Raw genomic sequence first — 20,609 nt, 5'->3', positions numbered from 1 at the left:
GAGATCCACCTGCGCGCCGCATCCGCGGTTGATCGACCAGTCGGTGGCGAGTTGATAGGCAACGAGCCCGGCCGGCCACCAGGGCCGGCCGTCCAAGCGCAGACCACCGTCCACGACCGCTAGCCGGCCAACCGACATGGTTCCGCCTCGATTCTCCCGGGTAGGCCCGGGATCGCTCAGAACATCATCATCATGACCATCATCATCAGCATGTAGCTGAAGAAGTTCCTGGACATCTCCGACTCCCTTCCGTTGGATCGAACCGCCCGGATCAGGACGCCGGACGCAACCGCGGCAACTATGCCGTTGTTGAACGGTACGATATTCAACGGCTTGAGGTTCCGGAGGAACGCTTCCCTTCTCCGGGAACAGGGAACTGCACACACACGCCGCTCCCCACATGGCCCACAATGACGAAAGTCAATGCGGTGAAGGAGTTTTCAGATGCGCCTCGAAGAACGCGAAAACGCGTCGCCACGCATCGTCGGCGGCCTCCGCGTCGTAGCCGAGTCCCGTCACCCGCAGTACGGGGTCCGCCGGTAGCCGGTTGGCGAACCCATGAGTGACTCCGGCATAGGTTTTGATGTCGTGCGCCACGCCGTAGTCGTCGAGCACCTCTTCCATCCGCTGCGCACGACCGATATTGATCGGATCCAGCCGGCCGTAACTCGCGACGATCGGACAACTGCCGCGCAGCGTCTCCGCGTAGTTGCCGCGGCCGGTGGGATAGAAGGGAGCGGCGGCGTCGAAACCCCTTGGCGCGGTGAGCAATGCGAAACCCCCGCCCATACAGAAACCGGCCACCGCGACCCGGCCGGTACACGACGAATCATCGCGCACCCGCCGCAGTGCGGCGAGAATATCGCGCACCGCTTTTCCCTCACCGGTGAACAGCAGCTCGCGGAAAACTCCCGGCACACACCGGGGCCCGCGGGAGAACAGATCCGGTGCTATCACCAGATAGCCGTTATCGGCAAGCATCCGAGCGTTGCGGCGCAGATCGGCGGTCAGGCCGATCGCATCGTGCAACAGCACCACCGCGGGCCACGGTCCGGCGCCTTCGGGCGCCTCCCATACGGCCGCTATATCGCCGTCGGGGGCGGACAGCTCGAGCATCGTCATCAGCGGTCACCTCTGTTCGATCCGGAACTCTCGCAGACAACAGCGGGGGTGAGTCTACTGCCGGAAGTGGTGCCCCCGTGTGATCGGCGATACCGCGGGCGGGTGAACGACGGCGATCCCACCCGACCGAAAAGGGCACCGGCTGCCGCGGTGGTGGCGGCAGCCGGTGCCCGGATATCCGGCGCGAGAGCAGATCAATCGTGGTCGATCGCGCCGACGACCGCGCCGGTCTGCGCGTCCACCGTCACCTCGTATTCCACACCGGCGGAGGTCACGACCTCCACCTCCCAGACCGGCGTGCGATGCTCGGTATCGAATTCGGCCGAGACCGCGCGACTGTCCGGTACCGCGGCCGCCGCGATTTCCATAGCCCGCGAACGATCGATTCCCTGCTCCGCGACCAGTGACAACTCGGTGCTCGGCGTACTCTGCGCGGCGGTGCCGATCTGCGGGGCGTGCCCGAGCGAGACAGCGGCGACGCCGATGCTGGCGCCGACTACCACGGCCGCGACAGTGGCACCGATGAGAATCCAGCGCAGACCGGCGACCGCGTGTCGAATAACGCTTGCCATGGTGAAACCTCCTGGGTGGGTGTTCGTCCCGAATGTGGTCACCACTGTGGCAAGGGGATGCTGAAGACGACCTGAAGCCACCTGAAGAAGATTTCAGCAACCGTCTGCCACTCTTGGTGGATGCGTCTGCTGATCGTGGAGGACGAGAAACGCCTCGCCCTCACTCTGGCGAAAGGGTTGTCCGCGGAGGGTTTCGCGGTCGACGTCGTTCACGACGGAGCCGAAGGCCTGCACCGGGCGACCAGTACCGACTACGATCTGATCATCCTGGACATCATGCTGCCCGGTATGAACGGATACCGGGTGTGCGCGACACTACGCGCCGCCGGTCACGAGACGCCGGTCCTGATGCTCACCGCCAAGGACGGCGAATACGACGAAGCCGAGGGTCTGGACACCGGCGCCGACGACTATCTCAGCAAACCGTTCTCGTATGTGGTTCTGGTGGCCCGGATCCGGGCGCTGCTGCGCCGCCGCACCCGCGGTGGCGTACAGGTCTTGCGCATCGGCGATCTGATCGTCGACCCCGCCACGCACACCTGCCGTCGCGGCGATCGGGAGGTCTCCCTCACGGCCAAGGAGTTCGCGGTACTGGAACAGCTCGCCGTGCGCGCCGGCGAGGTCGTATCGAAAGCCGATATCCTGCAGCATGTCTGGGATTTCGCCTACGACGGCGACCCGAATATCGTCGAGGTCTACATCAGCACGCTGCGCCGGAAGATCGATACGCCTTTCGGCTGCCGGACGATTCTGACAGTGCGCGGGGCGGGGTACCGGCTGGCGGCCCGTGGCTGAGCGGATGCGCCGCCGCGGCACCTGGTGGAGTTCGGTCCGGGCGCGCACCACGACCGCGGCCACGGTGGTGGTCGCCGTCGCGCTCACCGCGACCGGTCTCATCGTGCTCGCGGCACTGCGCGGCAATCTGGTCGACAGTGCGGATCTGCAGGCCACGAAGACCGTTCGCGATATCACAGGGCAGGTGGAGGCGGGGACTCCGCTGGACCGATTACGCCTCCCGGACCCCGAAGACGAGCCGGTCCAGGTCGTTTCGGCCGACGGACTGGTACTGGCCGCCGCGGACGAACTGCGGGGTCAGGGACCGATGGCCGATTTCGGACCGGGCTCCGCCGCCGACGGCGACTCCGAGGAGGAAGACGAGGCTGACAGCGACTCCGAAGACGAGAACGACGAAGACGAAGACGACGAGGACTCCGAGGACGAGGACGAGGACTCCGAAGACGAGAAGGACACAACGGAACCCGGAACCGTTACCTCCGGCACCGGGAACACCGCGGGTGGGGCACGCACCGCCCCGGCGCAGGACACGGCCTCGACCACCGAACCCGTCTTCGGGCAGACACAGTTGACGGTGGGCGATTCCGACCCGGGGAGCTATCGAGTAGCCGCGCTCACGAGTGCGACCACCGACGGCCGACCGGTCACCGTATACGCGGGCGCCTCACTGGACACCGCCGACAGCGCGGTCGCCGATGTCCGGCGAGCCATGCTGATCGGCCTGCCGCTGCTGCTCGCGGTGGTCGCCGCGGTGACCTGGCTGGTGACCCGGTGGGCATTGCGCCCGGTCGAGTCCATCCGGTCCGAACTCGCCGAGATCATGCACGGGGATCTGTCGCGGCGGGTCCCGGAACCTGCCGCACGCGACGAAATCGCCCGGCTGGCCGCGACAACCAACGAGACCCTCGCCGCACTGGAACAGTCCTCCGAACGACAACGCCGGTTCATCGCCGACGCCGCGCACGAACTCCGCAGCCCCATCGCCAGCCTGCGCACCCAGCTCGAAGTGGCGCAGGCCCATCCGGGACTGCTCGAACTCGACGGACTGCTGGGCGATACCGTCCGGCTGGAACATCTCGCGGCCGATCTGCTGCTGCTGGCCCGGCTCGACGCGGGTGAGCAACCCCGGTCGGACCGTGTCGACCTCGCGACGCTGGTCCGGGACGAGCTGGCTCATCGAGTGGGCGACCGCGCACCGGTGAGCTCCGATCTCCCGCGCGAACCGCTGGTGATCACCGGTAGCCGCAGCCAGATCGGCCGGGTTCTGGGCAACCTCGTCGACAATGCGCAGCGGCACGCGGCGACCGCGGTGCGGGTGACGCTGAAACGGCGAGGCGGCCGAGCCGTACTGGCCGTAGCCGACGACGGCCCGGGGGTACCCGAGGCCGACCGGGAGCGGATCTTCCAGCGGTTCGTCCGGCTCGACGACGCCCGCAGCCGGGACGACGGCGGTGCCGGGCTCGGACTCGCGATCGTCCGCGATGTGGTCCAGCGCCACGAGGGCACGATCCGGGTCGAATCCGCGGACTCCGGGGGCGCTCGATTCGTGGTGGAGTTCCGGTTACGCCCTGAACCGGGATGACCGGCACGCATTCGACCAGACCGGACAGAGTGGTCACGAGCCGCCCGGCGCGACGGTATCCGGCAGGAGCGGCGGTGATCACCCAGGTCTGTGTACCTTCGAGCCGTTTCGCCTGCCCCGGAGCCCGACCGACCGCGCGGGCCGGACAGACGGCGCGACGGTAGGTGTTGTGTGCTCGCGCGCCCCGCCGGACCGGGGCTCGGTGGCCCGGCGCGGTGAGGCACCCGCGCCGGCCGGAGCACGGCCGCGGACCTGCGTAGCCGGGGGGCGGGTTAGCATCGGCGATCATGACGCAGGAGGACGGCCCGGCCGAACCGGATTTCCCGATACTGGTGGTCGGCGCCGGGCAATCCGGTCTTTCGGCCGGTTATCACCTGCGGCGGCGCGGACTCGTCCCCGGGCGGGATTTCCTGATCGTCGACCATGCCCCGGGCCCCGGTGGCGCATGGCAGTTCCGCTGGCCATCGCTGACCCTGAGCACCGTGAACCGGGTGCACGACCTGCCCGGTATGGCTTTCGCGGAGAACGCCGCGGCCACCGGCGCGGGTGCGGTCGGCGCCGAGGTCCCGGCCGCGACCGCGGTGCCGCGCTACTACCAGCGCTACGAGCAACATTTCGAGCTGGCGGTCCGCCGGCCGGTCACTGTGCGGGTGGTGTGCGATCGCAGTGAACGCGACGGTCTGCTGCACGCGGAAACCGACCATGCGGGGACGCTGCGGGTACGCGGCCTGATCAACGGCACCGGGACCTGGGAGCATCCGTTCATCCCCTATTACCGCGGCGCGGAGACCTTCACCGGCCGGCAACTGCACACCCGCGACTACCGCGGCCCGGACGAATTCGCGGGGCAGCATGTGGTCGTGGTCGGTGGTGGTATCTCCGCGGTCCAGTTGCTCGACGAGATATCCGGGGTCACCTCCACCACGTGGGTGACCCGGTCCGAACCCGCGTTCCGGCAGACCGGGTTCGACGCGGACGCGGGCCGGCGGGCCGTGGCTGTCGTGGAGGACCGAGTGCGCCGGGGGCTCCCGCCCGGGTCCGTGGTCTCGGTGACCGGCCTTCCGCTCGACGACCGATTGAGCGCGGCCCGGGACCGGGGTGTACTGCGCCGCCGGCCGATGTTCGACCATATCGAGCCAGAGGGCGTGCGCTGGGCCGACGGAAGTTTCCAGCCCGCACAGGTGATCCTGTGGGCGACCGGATTCCGTAGCGCCCTGGACCATCTGGCCCCGCTGCGCCTGCGCGGGCCGGGTGGCGGGATCACCATGACCGGCAGACTCGCTACGCAGGTCGCAGTGGATCCACGTATACATCTGATCGGTTACGGACCGTCCGCCAGCACAGTGGGCGCGAACCGGGCCGGGCGGGCGGCCGCGGCCGAACTCACCGGCTATCTGGGCATGGGCTGAATACCGGGACCACGCGGGCGGGCGGGTCGATCATCGGCACGGCCGCGGACACTCGCCGGACTCAGCGCAGTAGATCGTCCAGGATCCGGCGCGCGGTCGCGACCCGCGCCGCGTCGCCCACTTGCCGGGCCGTATTGGCGGCGCTGACGACGGCATCGAACTCGAAGGCCAGCGCCTCCGCGTCGCGCCCCGTCAGGTCCCCCGTCTCCTGAGTCTTGCGGATCTCCCCGGCGAGGAACCGCATCCAGTCTTCGTGGTCGGCGACGACCGCGTCGCGTACCGGGCCGGGCCTGCTGTCGAATTCGGTGAGCACAGCGGCGCGGAAGCAGCCGCCCGGAAACACCGGATCGGTGATATAGCCGAACCACCGTTCGACCAGAGCCCGCACCCTGGTCAGACCTCTGGGCACGGCGAGCGCCGGGGTGATGATCTGTTCGACGAACACCTCGCGCCCGGCCCGGACCGCCGCCAGCTGGAGTGCTTCTTTGGTTTTGAACAGGGTGGCGATCCCGCTCTTGCTGATGCCCAGATCGGTAGCCAGTCTGCCCAGGCTGACCCCCGCGAGCCCTTCGACCGACGCCACATCCGCGGCGTGCCGGGCGATCGCGGCCCGGGATCGAGCACCTTTCACCAGCCGTTGATCCGTACTCGCCTCCGCCATACGACCCATTCTGGCACTCCCCGCTTGTCAATACGAACGATCGGTCGTATTTTTCTATACGAACGTTCGTACGTTTTGTTTCCTCCAGCCTTCAGGACTTCCATGACCGAAATACCCCTACGGACCACCGGCCCGCAGCCCACCGCACGCGCCGGGGGCGTACTCGCCGTCGCCGCCGGCGCGGCCTTCCTCGCCTTTCTCGACCTGTCGGTCGTCAATATCGCCTTCCCCTCCCTCGCCCGCGACCACCCCGACCACCCTGACCTGGGTGGTCAGCGGCTACGCCGTCGCCTTCGCGGCATTACTCACCCCCGGCGGCCGGATCGCCGACGCGGTGGAACGGCGCACCGTTCTACTCTGGGCCCTGGCGGGTTTCGCGCTCACCTCGCTGCTGTGCGGACTCGCGCCGAACGCCGGCTGGCTCGTCGCCGGACGGGTGGCGCAGGGCGCGACCGCCGCGCTGATGGTGCCCGCCGCCCTCGGCGCACTGCTCGCGGTCACCCCGCGCGAACGGATCGGCGGCGCTGTCGCGGTCTGGTCGGCGGCCGGGGGTCTCGCCGCGGTCGTGGGCCCGGCGCTCGGCGGTGCGCTGGTCGAAACCGCCGGCTGGCGTTCGGTCTTCGTGATCAATGTGCCCGTCGCACTGACCCTGGCCGCTATGGTTTTCCGCCTGCCGGCATCGGATACCGGGCGTACCGACACCGCCCTACCCGACCCGCTCGGCACGATCATGATCGCGCTGGGGCTGGGCGGACTCGTCGCCGGGGTGACCGAGGGGCAGCGCTGGGGCTGGACCGCGCCCGGCACGCTGGCGGTCCTCGGGCTCGCGACGGTGCTCGCGCTCGCCGCGCTGCGTCGATCCTTCCGGCACCCGAATCCCGCGCTCGCGGTGGAACTCTGGCGCAGCAGACCGTTCGCGCTGGCCAATGCCGCCTCGTTCGCGTTCGGTGCCGCCATGTTCGCCTGGCTGCTGGCCGGGCCGATGTTCCTCGACGCGCTGTGGGGCTATTCGGTCCTCGGTTCGGCCGCGGCCATGAGCGTGGGGGCGGTGGCGTCGATGGTGACCGCCACGCTCACCGGGCGTATCACCACACCGGGGATCCGGCGCTGGACCGGTGTGCTCGGTGTCCTGATGTTCGGCACCACGCTCGTCTGGATGAGCACCGATACGTTCGGCCCGGACCCGGCACTGTGGTCGGCGTGGATACCGGCCGGAGCACTCGGCGGCGGCGGTGTCGGTATCGCGGTGACGGTCCTGGGCGCCACCGCCGCGAACGCTCTACCGCCACACCGGTTCGCGGCGGGTACCGGTATGAACCTGACGGCCCGGCAGCTGGGCGGAGCACTCGGCATCGCCGTACTGGCCTCGGTTCTCGCCGCGCACCCCGGACAACCACAGACCGGCTTCCACACCCTGTTCCTGCTGTGCGCGGGCTTCGCCGCCGTCGCCGCCTGCCTCATCGCCGTACCGTCCCGACAGGAGTCGATATGACCCACGACCAGCACCGCACCGAATCCGACGATCCGATGCTGATCGACCCGGCCACCGCCCGCGCTCTACTCGCCGGCGCGCCGTGGCGGCGATACGCGGTACTCGGCGATTCGATTGCCCAGGGAGTGGGCGACGCATCCGCCGGCTACCGCGATATCGGCTGGTCCGACCGTGTCGCGGAGATACTCGCCGCGGCGAATCCCGGTGTGTCCTACCTGAACACCGGCCGGATCGGCGCCACCACGGGACAGCTGCTCGACGAGCAACTCGCCCGAGTACTCGATTTCCGGCCCGACCTCGTCCATGTGAGCTGCGGCGGCAACGATCTGTTCCATCCGGGTGGCGATACCGACCGGCTGCGGGCGAATCTCGACACCGCGTTCTCCGCATTGGCCGCAACCGGCGCCCAGCTGTGCGCGTTCACCGTCGCCGATGTCTGGGAGCCCGCCCGAATGACGCCGATGCGGCCGATGCGGGCGCGCATGGCCGAACTCAACGATATCGTCCACGCGGTGGCCACCCGATACGACGCGGTGCTGGTGGATTTCTGGGCGCATCCGCTGCGCCTGCGCCCGGATCTCATGAGTGCCGACCTCATCCATTTCACGACCAGCGGGCACGCGGTGGTCGCGACGGAGATGGTCCGCGCACTGGCGGCGCGGATCTCGGCACCCGTCCATCCGGCCTGACCGTTGCGCCGGGGAATACCTGGCTGCCCGGTGGGCCGACGGCCTACCGAGCACGACTCCCGCGTCCGGCCGGGCCTGCTCGGGAGCACCCTCCGCTCGGTATCCGCTTCGCGAGGGCCCGACTCGACGGAGCCGGCATTCGCGCGGTGCACGCCGCCCGACGCTGCCCCCGTACCGGCGGTCGAGATACCGTGCTGCCGCGTCGTCGCCGGCGCTGACCGGCGACAGCGATCCGAAGGACCGGCGCCGCAACCGGTCGAGATCGGACCGGTCGACCCCACAGCCGAACTGCGGCCCGCGCACGATTCCGCACCCCCGGGACCCGCCGGCTCCCGGGCGGCCACCGCTCCGGACAGCCGGTGCCCGCACTCGTCCAGGCCACCCTGGAACAGGACGGGCGGGCTCCGTTTTCGAGGGGCTCACCCGGCGCCAGACTGCATATCTCCTCCCGGACGGCGCTGGCCGCGCGCGACCGCCGAGTCGGTCCGGCGCACCGGTATCCGGCGCCGGCCGGCCGAGCGCGGCGGCAGCTCCCCCGGCGGGCAAACTCCCGACAAAATCAACTTTGTCGGCCCGAGCGGTTAAGATCTGCGCCGGGCACGAACGAGGAGGAGTAGGTACCGACGTGGGAAGCTTCGGCCGTAGGTCACGGGCGTGGTGGGGATCCGGGGCAGGGACGACAATCCCCGCGATCACTGCGGGTCGGGGGGTCGACCGGTAGGCTCACGCGAGCATTCACAGGTGGCTGTTCCACCGAGACAACGGAGAACCGGCTCGGTGGATTCCGTTGCCGTTCCCGTTCGGACATACCGGTCCGGACACCTCCCCACATCACCCGTACCGGTGGTGTGTCGCCGAGAGATCGGCCGCCCGGATGGTCGTCGTCGGCCGTATGGGGAGTGGGTAGCGATGTCCGGGCAAACTCGGAGCCCGCACGTTCGGCGGTGATCACCTGTTCGCACCCGGAACCGAGATCTCCACGGCACTGTGCCCGGAGACATCACATTCCCAGGTACCCATCCCGAATCACGCACTGCCCGAACACTGTTCACCATCACGTATTTCCATGAAGGAGTCCCCATGTCCCGACGTTCGCCCGTGCTCCGGATCCCCGGAGTCATGGCAGGCCTCGTCGTGCTGAGCTGTGCTGTGCTGACCCTGTCCGGGTGTAGCGGCGGGAAGGATTCGGTCGAGGGTTCGCCGGCGTCACCGGCCACCACCGTCGCCGGACAGAACGGCGACGACACCGGCGGCGACGTCGACTTCGACGCGGCCATCGGCGATTGCGTCACGCTCTCGGGAACGATGACGGACGCGGAGATCGACCACGCCCAGTGCGGTTCGGCGGAATCGAACTACAAGGTGGTCGCCAAGGCCCCCACCCAGGACGGCTGCGCGTCCGATGTCGATCAGACGTACTACGTGACGCTGGGCGGCCGCGAGCAGGGCGCCCTCTGCCTCGATATCGACTGGGTCGAAGGCGAGTGCATGACGGTGCCGACCGGCAGCGACAGCCCCACCCACAGCCCGTGCACACCGGGTAAGCCCGATACCGTCCGCGTGGTGAAGATCCTGACCGGAACCACCGACGAAGCCGGCTGCCCGGACGACGCGACCAGCTACTACACCTACGACGAGCGCCTGCTCGTCACCTGCGTCGCCGAGGTGTAGCACCACACCGCACAGCTCGGCATGCGTGGCCTCACCTCGGGGTGTGAGGCCACGCGCGCTCTGTCCGGTGCCGGCCGGACCGGCGAGGGCGGACGCTGTCGACCGGCCGCCGCCGGAGATACACTGGGAACCCGGTACCGAAGACGCGTTCTGTCCACATCTGGCGGGGGGATGGCGCTACCAGGACTGCTGCGATGGATATCCGAACAGACGAGATCGCCGACCGTACCTACCGCTTCTCCACCTTCGTCCCCGAGGTGGGCCCGACGGGTTTCACTTTCAACCAGTTCTTCGTCGATGCCGCGGAACCGCTGCTGTTCCATACCGGAATGCGTGGCCTCTTTCCCGCGGTCTCGGCCGCGATAGCGCGCATCCGTCCGGTGGACGAAATCCGCTGGATCACCTTCGGCCATGTGGAAGCCGACGAGAGCGGCGCGATGAATCTGTTCCTCGCCGCCGCTCCGCACGCCCGGGTCGCGCACGGTGTCGTGGGCTGTCAGGTATCCCTGGACGATCTGGCCGACCGGCTGCCGCGCCGGCTGGCCGACGGCGAGGTCATCGATCTGGGTGACCGCCGCATCCAGCATCTGGACACCCCGCACGCACCACACAACTGGGAAGCGCGGGTGCTCTACGAAGAGGACACCGGGGTGTTGTTCTGCGGCGATCTGATGACCCAGCTCGGTGACGGTCCGGCGTTGACCGGCGGCGATCTGATCGGACCGGCCGAGGCCGCCGAGGACGCTTTCCACGCGACATCGCTGGGACCGGCGGTGCCGGCGACGCTGCACCGGCTGGCCGAATTGCGGCCGTCCACACTCGCCGTGATGCACGGTTCCAGCTTCACCGGTGACGGGGCCGCGGCCCTGCACGACCTCGCGACGGTCTACGAGAACCGGCTCGCCGTCTGACAGGCCGTAGGGTTCCACCCGGGTGCCACCCGCACCCGGTGACCGAGCGAGGAGGAACCCGATGAGCGCGCACGAACCACCGGAGCGCACACCCAGCCGATGGGAAGAACTCACCGCGGCCGACCCCGCCCATTCCGACTGGTATGTACAGCGGTTCCGGACACTGGCGGCCGAAGGGCACGATATCTTCGGTGAGGCCCGGCTGATCGATGCGATGCTGGGCCGGCGCGGCCGGGTACTCGACGCGGGCTGCGGTCCCGGACGTCTGGGCGGGCATCTGCACAACGCGGGACATGCGGTGGTGGGGGTCGATATCGACCCGGTACTGATCGCCGCCGCCGAGGCCGACTATCCCGGACCCACCTGGCTGGTCGGCGATCTCGCCGAACTGGATCTACCGTCCCACGGTATAGCCGGGGATTTCGATGTGATCGTCTGTGCGGGCAATGTGATGACATTCCTGGCCCCGGCCACCCGGCCGGCGGTGCTGAACGGATTCGCCCGTCATCTGGCGCCGGCGGGCCGGGTGGTCACCGGATTCGGTGCCGGTCGCGGCTACGATTTCGCGCAATTCCGCACCGACGCGGCCGAACAGGGACTCGCGGTGGATCTCCTACTGTCCACCTGGGACCTGCGACCGTTCACCGCGGATTCGGAATTCCTGGTCGCGGTGTTCTCGCTCGCCCGTGCCGATCGGTGACGAACCGGAATATGCTCCGTTCGGGGAGCACTTCCGATGCGTGATTCCCGAGCCCCGGCCCGAGCGGCACAGTGCTCGAGGGCAGTTCGGTCCGGACGGGTCTCCACGGAAGCCGGCTCGACGTCCCGTCCCGCGCATGACCCGTGTCGTTCTACTGCACCGGGGGCGATCCCCGGGACAGGACAGTGCCGGTCGCTTGTTTCCGGAGTGCCGGTCGATTGTTGCCGAGGCGCCGGCCCGGAAATGCGGACGGCGGCACCCCATGATGTCGACCGCGATAGTGCCCTGCGTAATTCAGCGATCGATCCGGCCCGGATCCGCGATGCCGATCGTGACGCGATCGCGCGCGGCGGCGGATTCACGAGCCGCCTCGAGTATCCGGAGCCCGGCGAGTGCGTCGGCGGGGTCGACCGGGACCGGAGCACCGTCGAGGACGGCGGCGGCGGTGGCCGCGTAGAAGGCGGGGTAGTCGCCGGGCAGGGTCGGGTACGGCGCCACCTCGGAACCGGCGCCGAGCACCCCGTGATCCGATTCGGCCGCGACACCCCACGGTTCGCCGTCGCCCGGCCGGCGGCCGTCGCGGAGCGCCGCCTCCTGGGGATCCATACCGTGCACTTCGTACCCGGCCCGATCACCCAGGACCCGGAACCGGGGCCCCAGCAGTGGCGCCACCGCGCTGGCCCAGAGATGCGAATGCACACCGCCGGCGTGGGTGAGTGCCAGGAACATATCGTCATCGGTGGTGACACCCGGACGGCGATCGGCCAGTTCGCAGTAGACGGTCTCGACCGGCCCGAACAAGGTCAGCGCCTGGTCGACCAGATGACTACCCAGGTCGTACAGGATCCCCGCGGCATCGGCCGCGCCGCCGACCTCACGCCAACCGCCCTTGGGTACCGGACGCCAGCGTTCGAACCGTGATTCGAAGCGGCGCACCGGTCCCAGCGCACCGTCGGCCATGAGCTCTCTAACCGTCCGGAAATCGCCGTCCCAGCGCCGATTCTGAAAAACGGTGAGCGTTCCCCCGCGTTCGCGCGCGCAGTGCAGCAGATCCTCGGCTTCCATCACCGTGACGGCGAACGGTTTGTCGACGACGACCGCGACTCCGAGTTCGAGCGCCCGCCGCGCCAGTTCGGCGTGGACCCGATTGGGCGCCGCCACCACTACCAGGTCGATACCGGAGATATCGGCGAAGAGACTGTCGGCATCGGGCAGCACCCGGACCCCGGGGTGTTCGCGCCGCGCCTGTGCTGCCCGTTCGGCCGAACCCGTCACCACCGCGGCGACCCGCATCCGGGGTTCGGCGGCGACGAGCGGCGCGTGGAACACCGATCCGGCCAGCCCGTATCCGATGATGGCGACTTCGAGGCTGCTCATACCCGCCGACGTTACCCGGCTGCCGCGTTCACCCCGCGGAGGTCAGAAAAGACAAGCGCACCTCGCGCTCCGGATTGTCGATATTGATATCGACCAGCGCGATCGACTGCCAGGTCCCCAGCGCCGGTTCGCCGTCCAGCACCGGAACTGTCGCATAGGGGGCGATGAGCGCGGGCATCACATGGGAGCGCCCGTGCCCGCGCGATCCGTGTGCGTGCACCCACCGATCATCGGCCGGCAGCAGATCGCGCAGAGCGGACAGTAGATCCTCGTCGCTGTGCGCACCCAGTTCCAGGACGGCGACTCCGGCGGTGGCATGCGGTACGAAGAGGTGCAGGAGGCCGTCACCGCCTGTTTCGTTCACGAACGCCCGGCACTCCGGGGTGATGTCACGGACCATTTCGTTGCGGCCGGTGTGCACCGCGATCACTGTGCTGCGCATAACCGGGGAGCCTACGCGGATCCGGTGGCCGCGGCCGCCGGGCGCGCTCCACGGCCCCGGCAACGTTCGGCCAATCCCGCCAGCACCGGCGAACATCCGGCGTCGAACCGGCGGTGCGCCAGGTCGTCGCTGCGGGTGGCGCCGCGGTTCACGATCACGACCGTGCCACCGTTGCGGGCGACCCGGTGGACGAATCGTCGACCCGACAGCACCGTCAGACTGGATCCGGCGACCAGGATCACCTCGGCCGCATCGACCAGCTCGTAGGCGGCCGCGACCCGTTCGGCCGGTACGCTCTCCCCGAAATAGACGATATCCGGCTTCCACATCCCGCCACAGCGCGGACAGTCCACCATGCGGAAACCGCTGGTGTCCTCGACGACGGCATCGGCATCGGGCGCCACCTCGAGGCCGGTCACCGAATCGGCCGCGAAACCCGGATTGGCCAGCTCCAGATGTTCGGCCAGCGCCATCCGGGAGATCTTCGCACCACACCCCAGACAGCGCACCTGGGCATAACTACCGTGCAGATCGATCACCCGGCGGCTGCCCGCCTTGGTGTGCAGCAGATCGACGTTCTGGGTGATCACACCGGTGACCACTCCCCGCCGTTCCAGTTCGGCCAGCGCACGGTGGCCGGTGTTCGGGCGAGCGGCGTCCATATGCCGCCAGCCCACATGATTCCGCGCCCAATAGCGCTGACGGAATACGGGATCACCGACGAACTGCTGGTAGGTCATCGGATTGCGCGGCGGCGCATCGGGTCCGCGATAATCCGGGATACCGCTGTCGGTGGAGATACCGGCGCCGGTGAGCACGACCATCGATCGGCCACCGATCAACTTGACCAGATCGTCGAGGCTATCGGCCCGGGTATCCGAGTGATGTTCGTGGAGTGACGCCGTGACAGGCATCTTCCGAGCCTACGTGCCGAGCGGCGACCGGGGTACGGCCGCCACCCGAGACGGTGCACCGATCGGTCAGGTCTGGATACCCGCGAGTTTGCCCGCTTCCGCGTCGAGACCCAGCATGGCGAGCAGATTGCGGCAGTCGGCGGCATCGGTGGAATGGCCGGCGACGATCCGGGCGGCGACAGCAGTGATTCTGTGGCCGATGCTGTCGAGAAGTACTGGAAGCGGTAATGCTGATCGGCCTCGCGCTGGGGACCATCCCGGGGATCGCACTCGCGGTCTTTACGTGGTTCCTGAGGCGGGGCGAACGGGAGGCATCGCTCTACGGGAAGCTGGCCGGCTCCGCCCCTGGAGCGAATGGACCGGGCCGAAGCCAGGCCGGAAATCGTCGAAGGCACGCTGTCCAGGCTCCGCACCGAGATCGGTACCCACCGCGCCTGGGATGACCAGGTCTACCGCAAGCCCTGGAGTCCGATCCGCACTACCCATCTCCTCCGCCGCCGAGCATCTGAAAGGCCCCACTCGCTGGGATCGGTAAACGGTCCTGACGAGTGGGGGGCTTTCGTTTTGGTCAGCGGCCTTCGCGGTGCAGGTCGCGCGTCAGATCCTGCCCTCGACCACGACCTCGGGTAACCGCTGGCGCCTGGCGTTCGGGCCCATGAGTCCCGGGTGGTGGGCCCGAAAGTGCAAGGAAATCCCTGGCTTCCATACCGGTCGTCTTGGGCGGTTCGCCACGCGCCACAGCTTCCCTTTCCTCTTGCATACGCTCGGCAAGTCGCTGGGCTGCTTCTCGTCGTTCGCGAAGTTCCCGTTCTCGCTCTCGGGCCTCCCGCTCCAGCCGCTGTTTCTCGATGGCACGTTCGGCCGCCTCCTGGGTGCGGGCCTTTTCGCGGCGTCTTTCCTCCCGCTCCCGCATCCGCTGCTGCGTCCGGAGTGCCTTCGAATCGAACAACTCCGGCTGTGCGAGCTCACGTTCGCGTTCGATCCTCCGGCCGGCCAGGCGTGCCTCTCTTGCCTGAGTCTTGGTGACTTCGACGACGCGAAATCTCTCGCTGAAGTCTCGCTCCATCGCTTCCAGCTCTCGACGGAACTCGCGGCCGGCCGATCCCTGCACGAGGACCCAAGTTCCCCGGGCGTTGATGTCGCGCTCGAGGATCTCCCGGTCCTTGGCCAGCTGCCCCTTGGCGGTATCGCCGCTGACGAGATTGCCGCCCTTGTACTCGGTGAAGTCCAACCCACCGCGCTCGTTCATCCGGGCGGTATCGTGCCTGCGCTCCCGGTTGTTGCCGAGCTTTACCGTTGCTTCGTATCGCCAGCCGCTCTCTCGCGTCTCGCCGCGCGCCTCGGCCATCCCGAGATGAAAGCGGCGACCCCGTTCATTGTGTTTGCGCCCCCGTTCGGACCGACGACGACGTTCATCCTCGACGGACATCCCCCGACATCTCCGGGCTTATCCGTTGGCGAGGTCGACACCCTTGTGGGGCAACCCGTGAACTTCGGCGAATTCGGTCTCACGGTCGTACCACTCGTCGGTGATGACCGTGAAGTCACCCTCTTCGACAGCGCTGTAGAGCAGGTCCACCGGGAAGTCGACTCGCTCCTGTGTCCATTCGTAAACGACCGCGGGCCCGTAGCTGTAGAGCGCACCATCTGCCACCCTGGGGATGTTGACGAGCCGACCGCCGCAGTGCTGGGTGAAGTAGTTCACGATGTAGCACACCCACTGGTCCACCATCAGCGGATCATCGGAACCGACCAGCGCGTCCTCGTTCGGGAGGAAGTAGCCGAACACCCCCGGAATCCACTCCAGGGCCATGTCATCGCTGTACCGGTCGGCCTGCGGCATCGGGGACACCGGATCACCGGCAGGAGTTTCCCAGCCGCCCGCGCCACCGACAGGAACCTTCGGCAGTGTTTCGGTGAACAGTCGGTCCACCTGTTCGGAAATCCGCTCGGGGCGAGAGAATTCCTTCCACTCCGGAACCTGCTGCGCCTCTTCGTCGTACCTGGAATCGCTCATTCTGTATCGCCTTCCCCTCGTTACCCCGGAACTCAAAATCGCGTCAACCCTAACTCGCTCGAAACCAGAACACCGTCAGCCCTAGCAGGGCCGTTACCAGCACCACCAGGACCATGTTCGCCATCAGGAACCGTCCTCGACCCACCGCCGCATGGACTCCAAGAGCCGCTCGAGGTGGGGGATGGTCGGAACTATCCACCACTTGCTGCGCGGCACTTCCCCATCGGCGTAGCACCGCACTCTCGTCGGCAATGGTTCTCGTGTCGTCTCGTGCATCTGAACCCCTGTCGTTCGACCCCTATTTGGCTCGCCCCGCCGTCGGGGACTTCCCGAACACCCGACGGCGCGGCGCCCATCCGACGCTACGGACGCGATGGTCCAGCGGGAACGCATATCCTGTTGCCAGGTGTTGCCAACTCGGACGGGACAGGACAAATGGATACCGGCCGGACTCTGCGCACAGCAAGGCAATCCGCTGGCATTTCCTTGCGCGAGGTCTCCCGGCTCACCCACTACAGCCCGAGCTACCTGTCCCGTGTCGAATCGGGCCAGCGCGCCGTTACCCCCGAGGTGCTCAGCGCATACGAGGCCGCCCTGGGTGTGGATATGAGCAGGCTGACCGCAGTGACCGAAAAGCTGGCCAGGATCGACACCAGCGCCCTCAATGACGTGTCTGTGATGCTGGCCGCCACCCGCCGCCTCGAGGATGCCACCGGACCCGTTGCCGTGTTGCCCGCGGTCGCGGGTATATCGGCAATGACGGATCAGTTCGTACAGTCGGCCCCTGCCCGCAACGTAACCGCGCTGGCGTCGGAGGTGTCGCAGTTCCGGGGATGGCTCGAACACGCCACAGGGGCCAGTGGGGCGTCGCGGCGCAGCCTGGGCAGGGCTCTCAACTTGGCGAAGGACTCCGGCCACCCCGACCGCCTGGTACACGGTCTGAGCTTCGCGGCCTACGTGCTCCTCGAATCGGGCGACCGGGCCACAGCTCAGGCGATGTCGGACGCGGCCATGACGGTCAGGGGCGCCGACCCCCACCTCCACGTCTACGAGCAGTTCCAGCGCGCTCGGATTCACGCCCTGGCCGGCGAGGCACACGAGGCCGATCGACTGCTCCTCGACGCCGACAAGGCCATCACTACACTCGACGGCGAGACGCCCCCGGACTCCGGCTACTGGTACGGCCCGGGGTTCTACGGCTTGCAGCGCTCCCGCGTTCTACGCACCCTCGGCCGGGTCGCCCTTGCACAAGACGAGGTTCGGGCTGCCGTCGATGCCCTGCCGCCGAACCACTTCCGATCCGAATGGGCAGCGAAGTGGCGTGCAGCTGCGGATGGCGAGACCGACGTTCCGCAGTAGGTACGCACCCGTGCCCCTTCTCACTTTTGGCATCGGTGGAGATACCGGCGCCGGTGAGCACGACCATCGATCGGCCACCGATCAACTCGGCCAGATCGTCGAGAGCATCGGCCCGGGGACCCGAGGGGTGCTCGTACAGTGACGCCGTAACAGGCATCTTCCGAGCCTACGTGCCGGGCAGCGACCGGAGTACGGCCGCCACCCGAGACGGTGCACCGATCGGTCAGGTCTGGATACCCGCGAGTTTGCCCGCTTCCGCGTCGAGACCCAGCATGGCGAGCAGGTTGCGGCAGTCGGCGGCATCGGTGGAATGGCCGGCGACGATCCGGGCGGCGACGGCGCTGCGGCGGGCGGCCTCGGCACGTTCGGCACTGCGGATCTCCGCGAATTCGGCCAGATCGGACTCGGGGATATCGTGATCGACGGGGGTGGTGCTGCGGCTGGATGTGCCAGGCATGGGTCTCCTTCGAGTTGTCCGAAGCCTACGCCGAGGACCGGTGACGCACAGCGCAACCGGAAACTCGGATCGGCCTCCGACATATGGTCACTTGCACCCGGGATTCGCGAACCGGGGACCGGTCGTAGGTGTATTCGCCGAATCCGCTGGGCGCACCTCGTAACTCGACCGAATCGAGGCCCGGTGGGTGCCGGAAACGACATGCCGATCGATTGCCGGAATTCATATCAGAGTTTCCGGTACTGTGTCCCGCGTCATAATGGGATCTCCGAGCCCGCCGCGTCCGACATCGTGTCGCAGGTGCGCCGATGTCGTTTTTACGGCCCTTGTTTTTTATGACATACCTCCTCTAAATTCACCTCCTGCACGTACACCAATTTGGAATACTCGCGTTCCGCTACTCGGGGGGCGGTATTCCAACCCAGCAAGGAGGTACACCGGTGCAGATCGACCACTTCAGCCATGGCTGGCTCACCCCCGTGGTCGCGTACATCATGTCGTTCACCGGATCGTTGCTCGGGCTACGGTGCATGAGCCGCGTACGCAGCGAATCACCGTTCGACGGCTGGCTCATCGCGGCGTCGGTCGCCATCGGCGGCACCGGGATCTGGGTCATGCATTTCATCGCCATGCTGGGATTCCGGATCGACGGTGCGGCCATCAAATACGACGTGCCCGTGACGCTGATCAGTGCGGCCATCGCCATGGTGGTGGTCTGGGCCGGACTGTGCCTGGCCCAGCAACGCCGATTGGGCGGCCAGAGCCTGCTGGTCGGGGGCGTGGTCACCGGGATCGGCGTGGGTGCCATGCACTACGCCGGTATGTACGCCATGAAGACCGATGTCGAAATCGGTTACGACTGGTCGACCGTATCGTTGTCCATGGTGATCGCGGTGATCGCGGCGACCGCCGCACTCTGGTTCACCCTCAATGTCCGCGGCACCCTGGCCACTATCGGCGCCGCGCTGGTGATGGGCGTGGCCGTGGCCGGTATGCACTACACCGGGATGTACGCCATGCATCTGGGCACGCAGCACCATATGACACCCTCGGGCGCGGGAGCGGCGCAACTGCTGACTCCACTGATCGTCGGTGTCAGCCTGTTGACCGTGGGCATGCTGTTCCACCTGGGTCTCACCGAGGTGAGTGGCGGCGCGGCGATATCGCGCCGGCCCGCGGCCGACAACTACTGGCCCACCCGCGACTGAGCCCGGAACCGTCCACGCCGCGACATTTCGGCTGCCTGTCCGAAATGCGTCACGTGACACGACCCGCGCCGGATGCTTCCCGATGCCACCCCGATAGGGTCGAGGGGTGCGACAGCGGATCATCCTGGATGTGGACACCGGCGTGGACGATTCCCTGGCACTGCTGTATCTGCTCGCCAGCCCGGACGCCGAGATAGCCGGTATCGCCTCCACCGCCGGTAATGTGCCCGCGGCCCAGGTCGCGATCAATAATCTGGCGTGGCTCGAGCTGGCCCGGGCACCGGAGATCGAGGTGGCGCTCGGAGCGGCCGATCCACTCGAGATCTCGCTGCGCACCACCGAGGACACCCACGGACCGCACGGGGTCGGCTATGCCGAACTCCCCGCCCCGACGCGCAGTATCTCGACGCGCAGCGCCGCGCAGATGTGGGTGGACCTCGCCCGGCGCCATCCCGGGGAGCTGATCGGTCTGTGCACCGGGCCGCTCACCAATCTGGCACTCGCTCTGCGGGAAGAGCCCGGACTCCCCCGGCTGCTGCACCGGCTGGTGATCATGGGCGGCGCGTTCAACCACCCCGGCAACACCACGCCGACCAACGAATGGAATATCCACGTCGATCCCGAGGCCGCGAAAATCGTCTTCGACGCGTTCTCCGCGGCCGCGCCCGATCGCCGCCCGATCGTCTGCGCGCTCGATATCACCGAAACCATCGAGATGCGGCCCGCACATCTGATCCGGCTGGCCGAACGCGCCGGCAGCCTCCCGATCGAGACGGTCTCCCCCGCCGATCCACCCGAGGCACGGTCGGCGGCGAGCAATCCCATCATCCGGTACCTGACCGACGCGGTCCGCTTCTATTTCGATTTCCACGACGGCTACGACCTCGGCTATCTGGCCCATATGCACGACCCGTTCGCCGCGGCGGTCGCGCTGGACCCGGCGCTGGCCCGCACCCGGCCGGCGACCGTGGACGTCGAGCTCGCGGGCACACTCACCCGGGCCACCACCGTCGCCGATTGGACCGGGATGTGGGGTCGCCCGCCCAACGCCGATATCGTCGTCGGCACCGACCCCGTGCAGTTCTTCGACCGGATGATCGCCCGGATCGGCGACCATGCCCGGGCCGTCTATCCCGGGGAACCCGGCGCAGACCCCGGCGCCCGGCTCCGCTGATATGCCGGCGAACTCTGCCCGAACCGAGCGAGAGGTACGAACGTGGACACGTCCGGA

General features: G+C 67.9%; 22 protein-coding genes. 11 read left to right on the top strand and 11 right to left on the bottom strand.

All coding sequences use genetic code 11. From position 1 onward, the window contains the following. Nucleotides 1–176: 176 nt before the first annotated feature. From ACWEWT_RS04075 to ACWEWT_RS04065, 3 genes are all read right to left on the bottom strand, one after another. A complete protein-coding gene (locus ACWEWT_RS04075) occupies nt 177–329 on the bottom strand; it encodes a hypothetical protein (protein WP_452555940.1) in 153 nt (50 codons plus the stop codon). 91 nt (nt 330–420) lie between these two features. Next, on the bottom strand, nt 421–1,122 hold the full coding sequence (locus ACWEWT_RS04070; protein ID WP_452555938.1) for a dienelactone hydrolase family protein: 702 nt from the start codon (nt 1,120–1,122) through the stop codon (nt 421–423). A gap of 194 nt (nt 1,123–1,316) precedes the next feature. Further along, nucleotides 1,317–1,694, bottom strand: a complete 378-nt coding sequence (locus ACWEWT_RS04065) for a PepSY domain-containing protein (protein ID WP_452555936.1) — start codon at nt 1,692–1,694, stop codon at nt 1,317–1,319. A 120-nt stretch (nt 1,695–1,814) separates the two neighbouring features. Here ACWEWT_RS04065 and ACWEWT_RS04060 point away from each other — a divergent pair, with 120 nt between their 5' ends. From ACWEWT_RS04060 to ACWEWT_RS04050, 3 genes are all read left to right on the top strand, one after another. After that, on the top strand, nt 1,815–2,489 hold the full coding sequence (locus ACWEWT_RS04060) for a response regulator (protein ID WP_452555934.1): 675 nt from the start codon (nt 1,815–1,817) through the stop codon (nt 2,487–2,489). Next, on the top strand, nt 2,482–4,071 hold the full coding sequence (locus ACWEWT_RS04055; protein WP_452555932.1) for a sensor histidine kinase: 1,590 nt from the start codon (nt 2,482–2,484) through the stop codon (nt 4,069–4,071). The genes ACWEWT_RS04060 and ACWEWT_RS04055 overlap by 8 nt, the downstream gene beginning before the upstream one ends. A gap of 287 nt (nt 4,072–4,358) precedes the next feature. After that, entirely contained in the window at nt 4,359–5,480 is a 1,122-nt protein-coding gene (locus tag ACWEWT_RS04050; protein WP_452555930.1) for an NAD(P)-binding domain-containing protein, read from the top strand. Nucleotides 5,481–5,541: 61 nt separating this feature from the next. Here ACWEWT_RS04050 and ACWEWT_RS04045 read toward each other — a convergent pair whose 3' ends face one another. Next, nucleotides 5,542–6,141 (bottom strand): TetR/AcrR family transcriptional regulator, encoded by a 600-nt coding sequence (locus ACWEWT_RS04045; RefSeq protein WP_452555928.1) that lies wholly within the window; start codon nt 6,139–6,141, stop codon nt 5,542–5,544. Between the two features lie 268 nt (nt 6,142–6,409). Between ACWEWT_RS04045 and ACWEWT_RS04040 the strand changes: the two genes are divergently transcribed. The 5 genes from ACWEWT_RS04040 (at nt 6,410) to ACWEWT_RS04020 (ending at nt 11,604) form a co-directional block, all read left to right on the top strand. Then, nucleotides 6,410–7,633 (top strand): MFS transporter, encoded by a 1,224-nt coding sequence (locus ACWEWT_RS04040; RefSeq protein WP_452555926.1) that lies wholly within the window; start codon nt 6,410–6,412, stop codon nt 7,631–7,633. Further along, nucleotides 7,630–8,322: an SGNH/GDSL hydrolase family protein gene (locus ACWEWT_RS04035; RefSeq protein WP_452555924.1), complete on the top strand. Its 693-nt coding sequence runs from the start codon at nt 7,630–7,632 to the stop codon at nt 8,320–8,322. Before ACWEWT_RS04040 ends, ACWEWT_RS04035 begins: the two co-directional genes overlap by 4 nt. Nucleotides 8,323–9,402: 1,080 nt before the next feature. Beyond that, nucleotides 9,403–9,993 (top strand): LppU family putative lipoprotein, encoded by a 591-nt coding sequence (gene lppU / locus ACWEWT_RS04030; RefSeq protein WP_452555922.1) that lies wholly within the window; start codon nt 9,403–9,405, stop codon nt 9,991–9,993. A gap of 194 nt (nt 9,994–10,187) precedes the next feature. Beyond that, entirely contained in the window at nt 10,188–10,904 is a 717-nt protein-coding gene (locus ACWEWT_RS04025; protein ID WP_452555920.1) for an MBL fold metallo-hydrolase, read from the top strand. Between the two features lie 61 nt (nt 10,905–10,965). Further along, the gene (locus tag ACWEWT_RS04020; protein ID WP_452555918.1) at nt 10,966–11,604 is read left to right on the top strand and encodes a class I SAM-dependent methyltransferase; all 639 of its coding nucleotides are present in this window, start codon (nt 10,966–10,968) and stop codon (nt 11,602–11,604) included. Between the two features lie 294 nt (nt 11,605–11,898). Here the strand turns inward: ACWEWT_RS04020 and ACWEWT_RS04015 are convergent, their stop codons facing one another. From ACWEWT_RS04015 to ACWEWT_RS03990, 6 genes are all read right to left on the bottom strand, one after another. Then, nucleotides 11,899–12,981 carry a Gfo/Idh/MocA family protein gene (locus ACWEWT_RS04015; RefSeq protein WP_452555916.1) on the bottom strand — a complete coding sequence of 361 codons (1,083 nt, stop codon included), beginning with the start codon at nt 12,979–12,981 and terminating at the stop codon, nt 11,899–11,901. 28 nt (nt 12,982–13,009) lie between these two features. Further along, complete coding sequence (locus tag ACWEWT_RS04010; RefSeq protein WP_452555914.1) at nt 13,010–13,423, bottom strand: secondary thiamine-phosphate synthase enzyme YjbQ; 414 nt, start codon at nt 13,421–13,423, stop codon at nt 13,010–13,012. Between the two features lie 11 nt (nt 13,424–13,434). Next, nucleotides 13,435–14,337: a Sir2 family NAD-dependent protein deacetylase gene (locus ACWEWT_RS04005; RefSeq protein ID WP_452555912.1), complete on the bottom strand. Its 903-nt coding sequence runs from the start codon at nt 14,335–14,337 to the stop codon at nt 13,435–13,437. A gap of 66 nt (nt 14,338–14,403) precedes the next feature. After that, nucleotides 14,404–14,607 carry a hypothetical protein gene (locus ACWEWT_RS04000; protein ID WP_452555910.1) on the bottom strand — a complete coding sequence of 68 codons (204 nt, stop codon included), beginning with the start codon at nt 14,605–14,607 and terminating at the stop codon, nt 14,404–14,406. 298 nt (nt 14,608–14,905) lie between these two features. Then, entirely contained in the window at nt 14,906–15,766 is an 861-nt protein-coding gene (locus tag ACWEWT_RS03995) for a hypothetical protein (protein ID WP_452555908.1), read from the bottom strand. 18 nt (nt 15,767–15,784) lie between these two features. After that, entirely contained in the window at nt 15,785–16,354 is a 570-nt protein-coding gene (locus tag ACWEWT_RS03990; protein ID WP_452555907.1) for a hypothetical protein, read from the bottom strand. A 435-nt stretch (nt 16,355–16,789) separates the two neighbouring features. On the opposite strand from ACWEWT_RS03990, the gene ACWEWT_RS03985 reads away from it, so the two are divergent. Next, nucleotides 16,790–17,713: a helix-turn-helix domain-containing protein gene (locus ACWEWT_RS03985; protein ID WP_452555905.1), complete on the top strand. Its 924-nt coding sequence runs from the start codon at nt 16,790–16,792 to the stop codon at nt 17,711–17,713. 223 nt (nt 17,714–17,936) lie between these two features. Here the strand turns inward: ACWEWT_RS03985 and ACWEWT_RS03980 are convergent, their stop codons facing one another. After that, nucleotides 17,937–18,170 carry a hypothetical protein gene (locus ACWEWT_RS03980; protein ID WP_452555903.1) on the bottom strand — a complete coding sequence of 78 codons (234 nt, stop codon included), beginning with the start codon at nt 18,168–18,170 and terminating at the stop codon, nt 17,937–17,939. A 440-nt stretch (nt 18,171–18,610) separates the two neighbouring features. Here ACWEWT_RS03980 and ACWEWT_RS03975 point away from each other — a divergent pair, with 440 nt between their 5' ends. Both ACWEWT_RS03975 and ACWEWT_RS03970 read left to right on the top strand, forming a co-directional pair. Further along, nucleotides 18,611–19,378 (top strand): MHYT domain-containing protein, encoded by a 768-nt coding sequence (locus tag ACWEWT_RS03975; RefSeq protein WP_452555901.1) that lies wholly within the window; start codon nt 18,611–18,613, stop codon nt 19,376–19,378. A 106-nt stretch (nt 19,379–19,484) separates the two neighbouring features. Next, nucleotides 19,485–20,552 carry a nucleoside hydrolase gene (locus ACWEWT_RS03970; protein WP_452555899.1) on the top strand — a complete coding sequence of 356 codons (1,068 nt, stop codon included), beginning with the start codon at nt 19,485–19,487 and terminating at the stop codon, nt 20,550–20,552. Nucleotides 20,553–20,609 lie beyond the last annotated feature (57 nt).

The sequence above is a fragment of the Nocardia sp. NPDC003963 genome (assembly GCF_053605105.1).
The sequence above is the reverse complement of the archived record's forward strand: the minus strand, read 5'-3'. Positions and strand labels throughout refer to the sequence as shown.

Coding starts and splice junctions, on each gene's coding strand:
- ACWEWT_RS04070 (WP_452555938.1), bottom strand. CDS start 1,122: ATGACGATGCTCGAGCTGTCCGCCCCCGACGGCGATATAGCGGCCGTA.
- ACWEWT_RS04065 (WP_452555936.1), bottom strand. CDS start 1,694: ATGGCAAGCGTTATTCGACACGCGGTCGCCGGTCTGCGCTGGATTCTC.
- ACWEWT_RS04060 (WP_452555934.1), top strand. CDS start 1,815: ATGCGTCTGCTGATCGTGGAGGACGAGAAACGCCTCGCCCTCACTCTG.
- ACWEWT_RS04050 (WP_452555930.1), top strand. CDS start 4,359: ATGACGCAGGAGGACGGCCCGGCCGAACCGGATTTCCCGATACTGGTG.
- ACWEWT_RS04045 (WP_452555928.1), bottom strand. CDS start 6,141: ATGGCGGAGGCGAGTACGGATCAACGGCTGGTGAAAGGTGCTCGATCC.
- ACWEWT_RS04035 (WP_452555924.1), top strand. CDS start 7,630: ATGACCCACGACCAGCACCGCACCGAATCCGACGATCCGATGCTGATC.
- lppU (WP_452555922.1), top strand. CDS start 9,403: ATGTCCCGACGTTCGCCCGTGCTCCGGATCCCCGGAGTCATGGCAGGC.
- ACWEWT_RS04025 (WP_452555920.1), top strand. CDS start 10,188: ATGGATATCCGAACAGACGAGATCGCCGACCGTACCTACCGCTTCTCC.
- ACWEWT_RS04020 (WP_452555918.1), top strand. CDS start 10,966: ATGAGCGCGCACGAACCACCGGAGCGCACACCCAGCCGATGGGAAGAA.
- ACWEWT_RS04015 (WP_452555916.1), bottom strand. CDS start 12,981: ATGAGCAGCCTCGAAGTCGCCATCATCGGATACGGGCTGGCCGGATCG.
- ACWEWT_RS04010 (WP_452555914.1), bottom strand. CDS start 13,423: ATGCGCAGCACAGTGATCGCGGTGCACACCGGCCGCAACGAAATGGTC.
- ACWEWT_RS04005 (WP_452555912.1), bottom strand. CDS start 14,337: ATGCCTGTCACGGCGTCACTCCACGAACATCACTCGGATACCCGGGCC.
- ACWEWT_RS03995 (WP_452555908.1), bottom strand. CDS start 15,766: ATGTCCGTCGAGGATGAACGTCGTCGTCGGTCCGAACGGGGGCGCAAA.
- ACWEWT_RS03990 (WP_452555907.1), bottom strand. CDS start 16,354: ATGAGCGATTCCAGGTACGACGAAGAGGCGCAGCAGGTTCCGGAGTGG.
- ACWEWT_RS03985 (WP_452555905.1), top strand. CDS start 16,790: ATGGATACCGGCCGGACTCTGCGCACAGCAAGGCAATCCGCTGGCATT.
- ACWEWT_RS03980 (WP_452555903.1), bottom strand. CDS start 18,170: ATGCCTGGCACATCCAGCCGCAGCACCACCCCCGTCGATCACGATATC.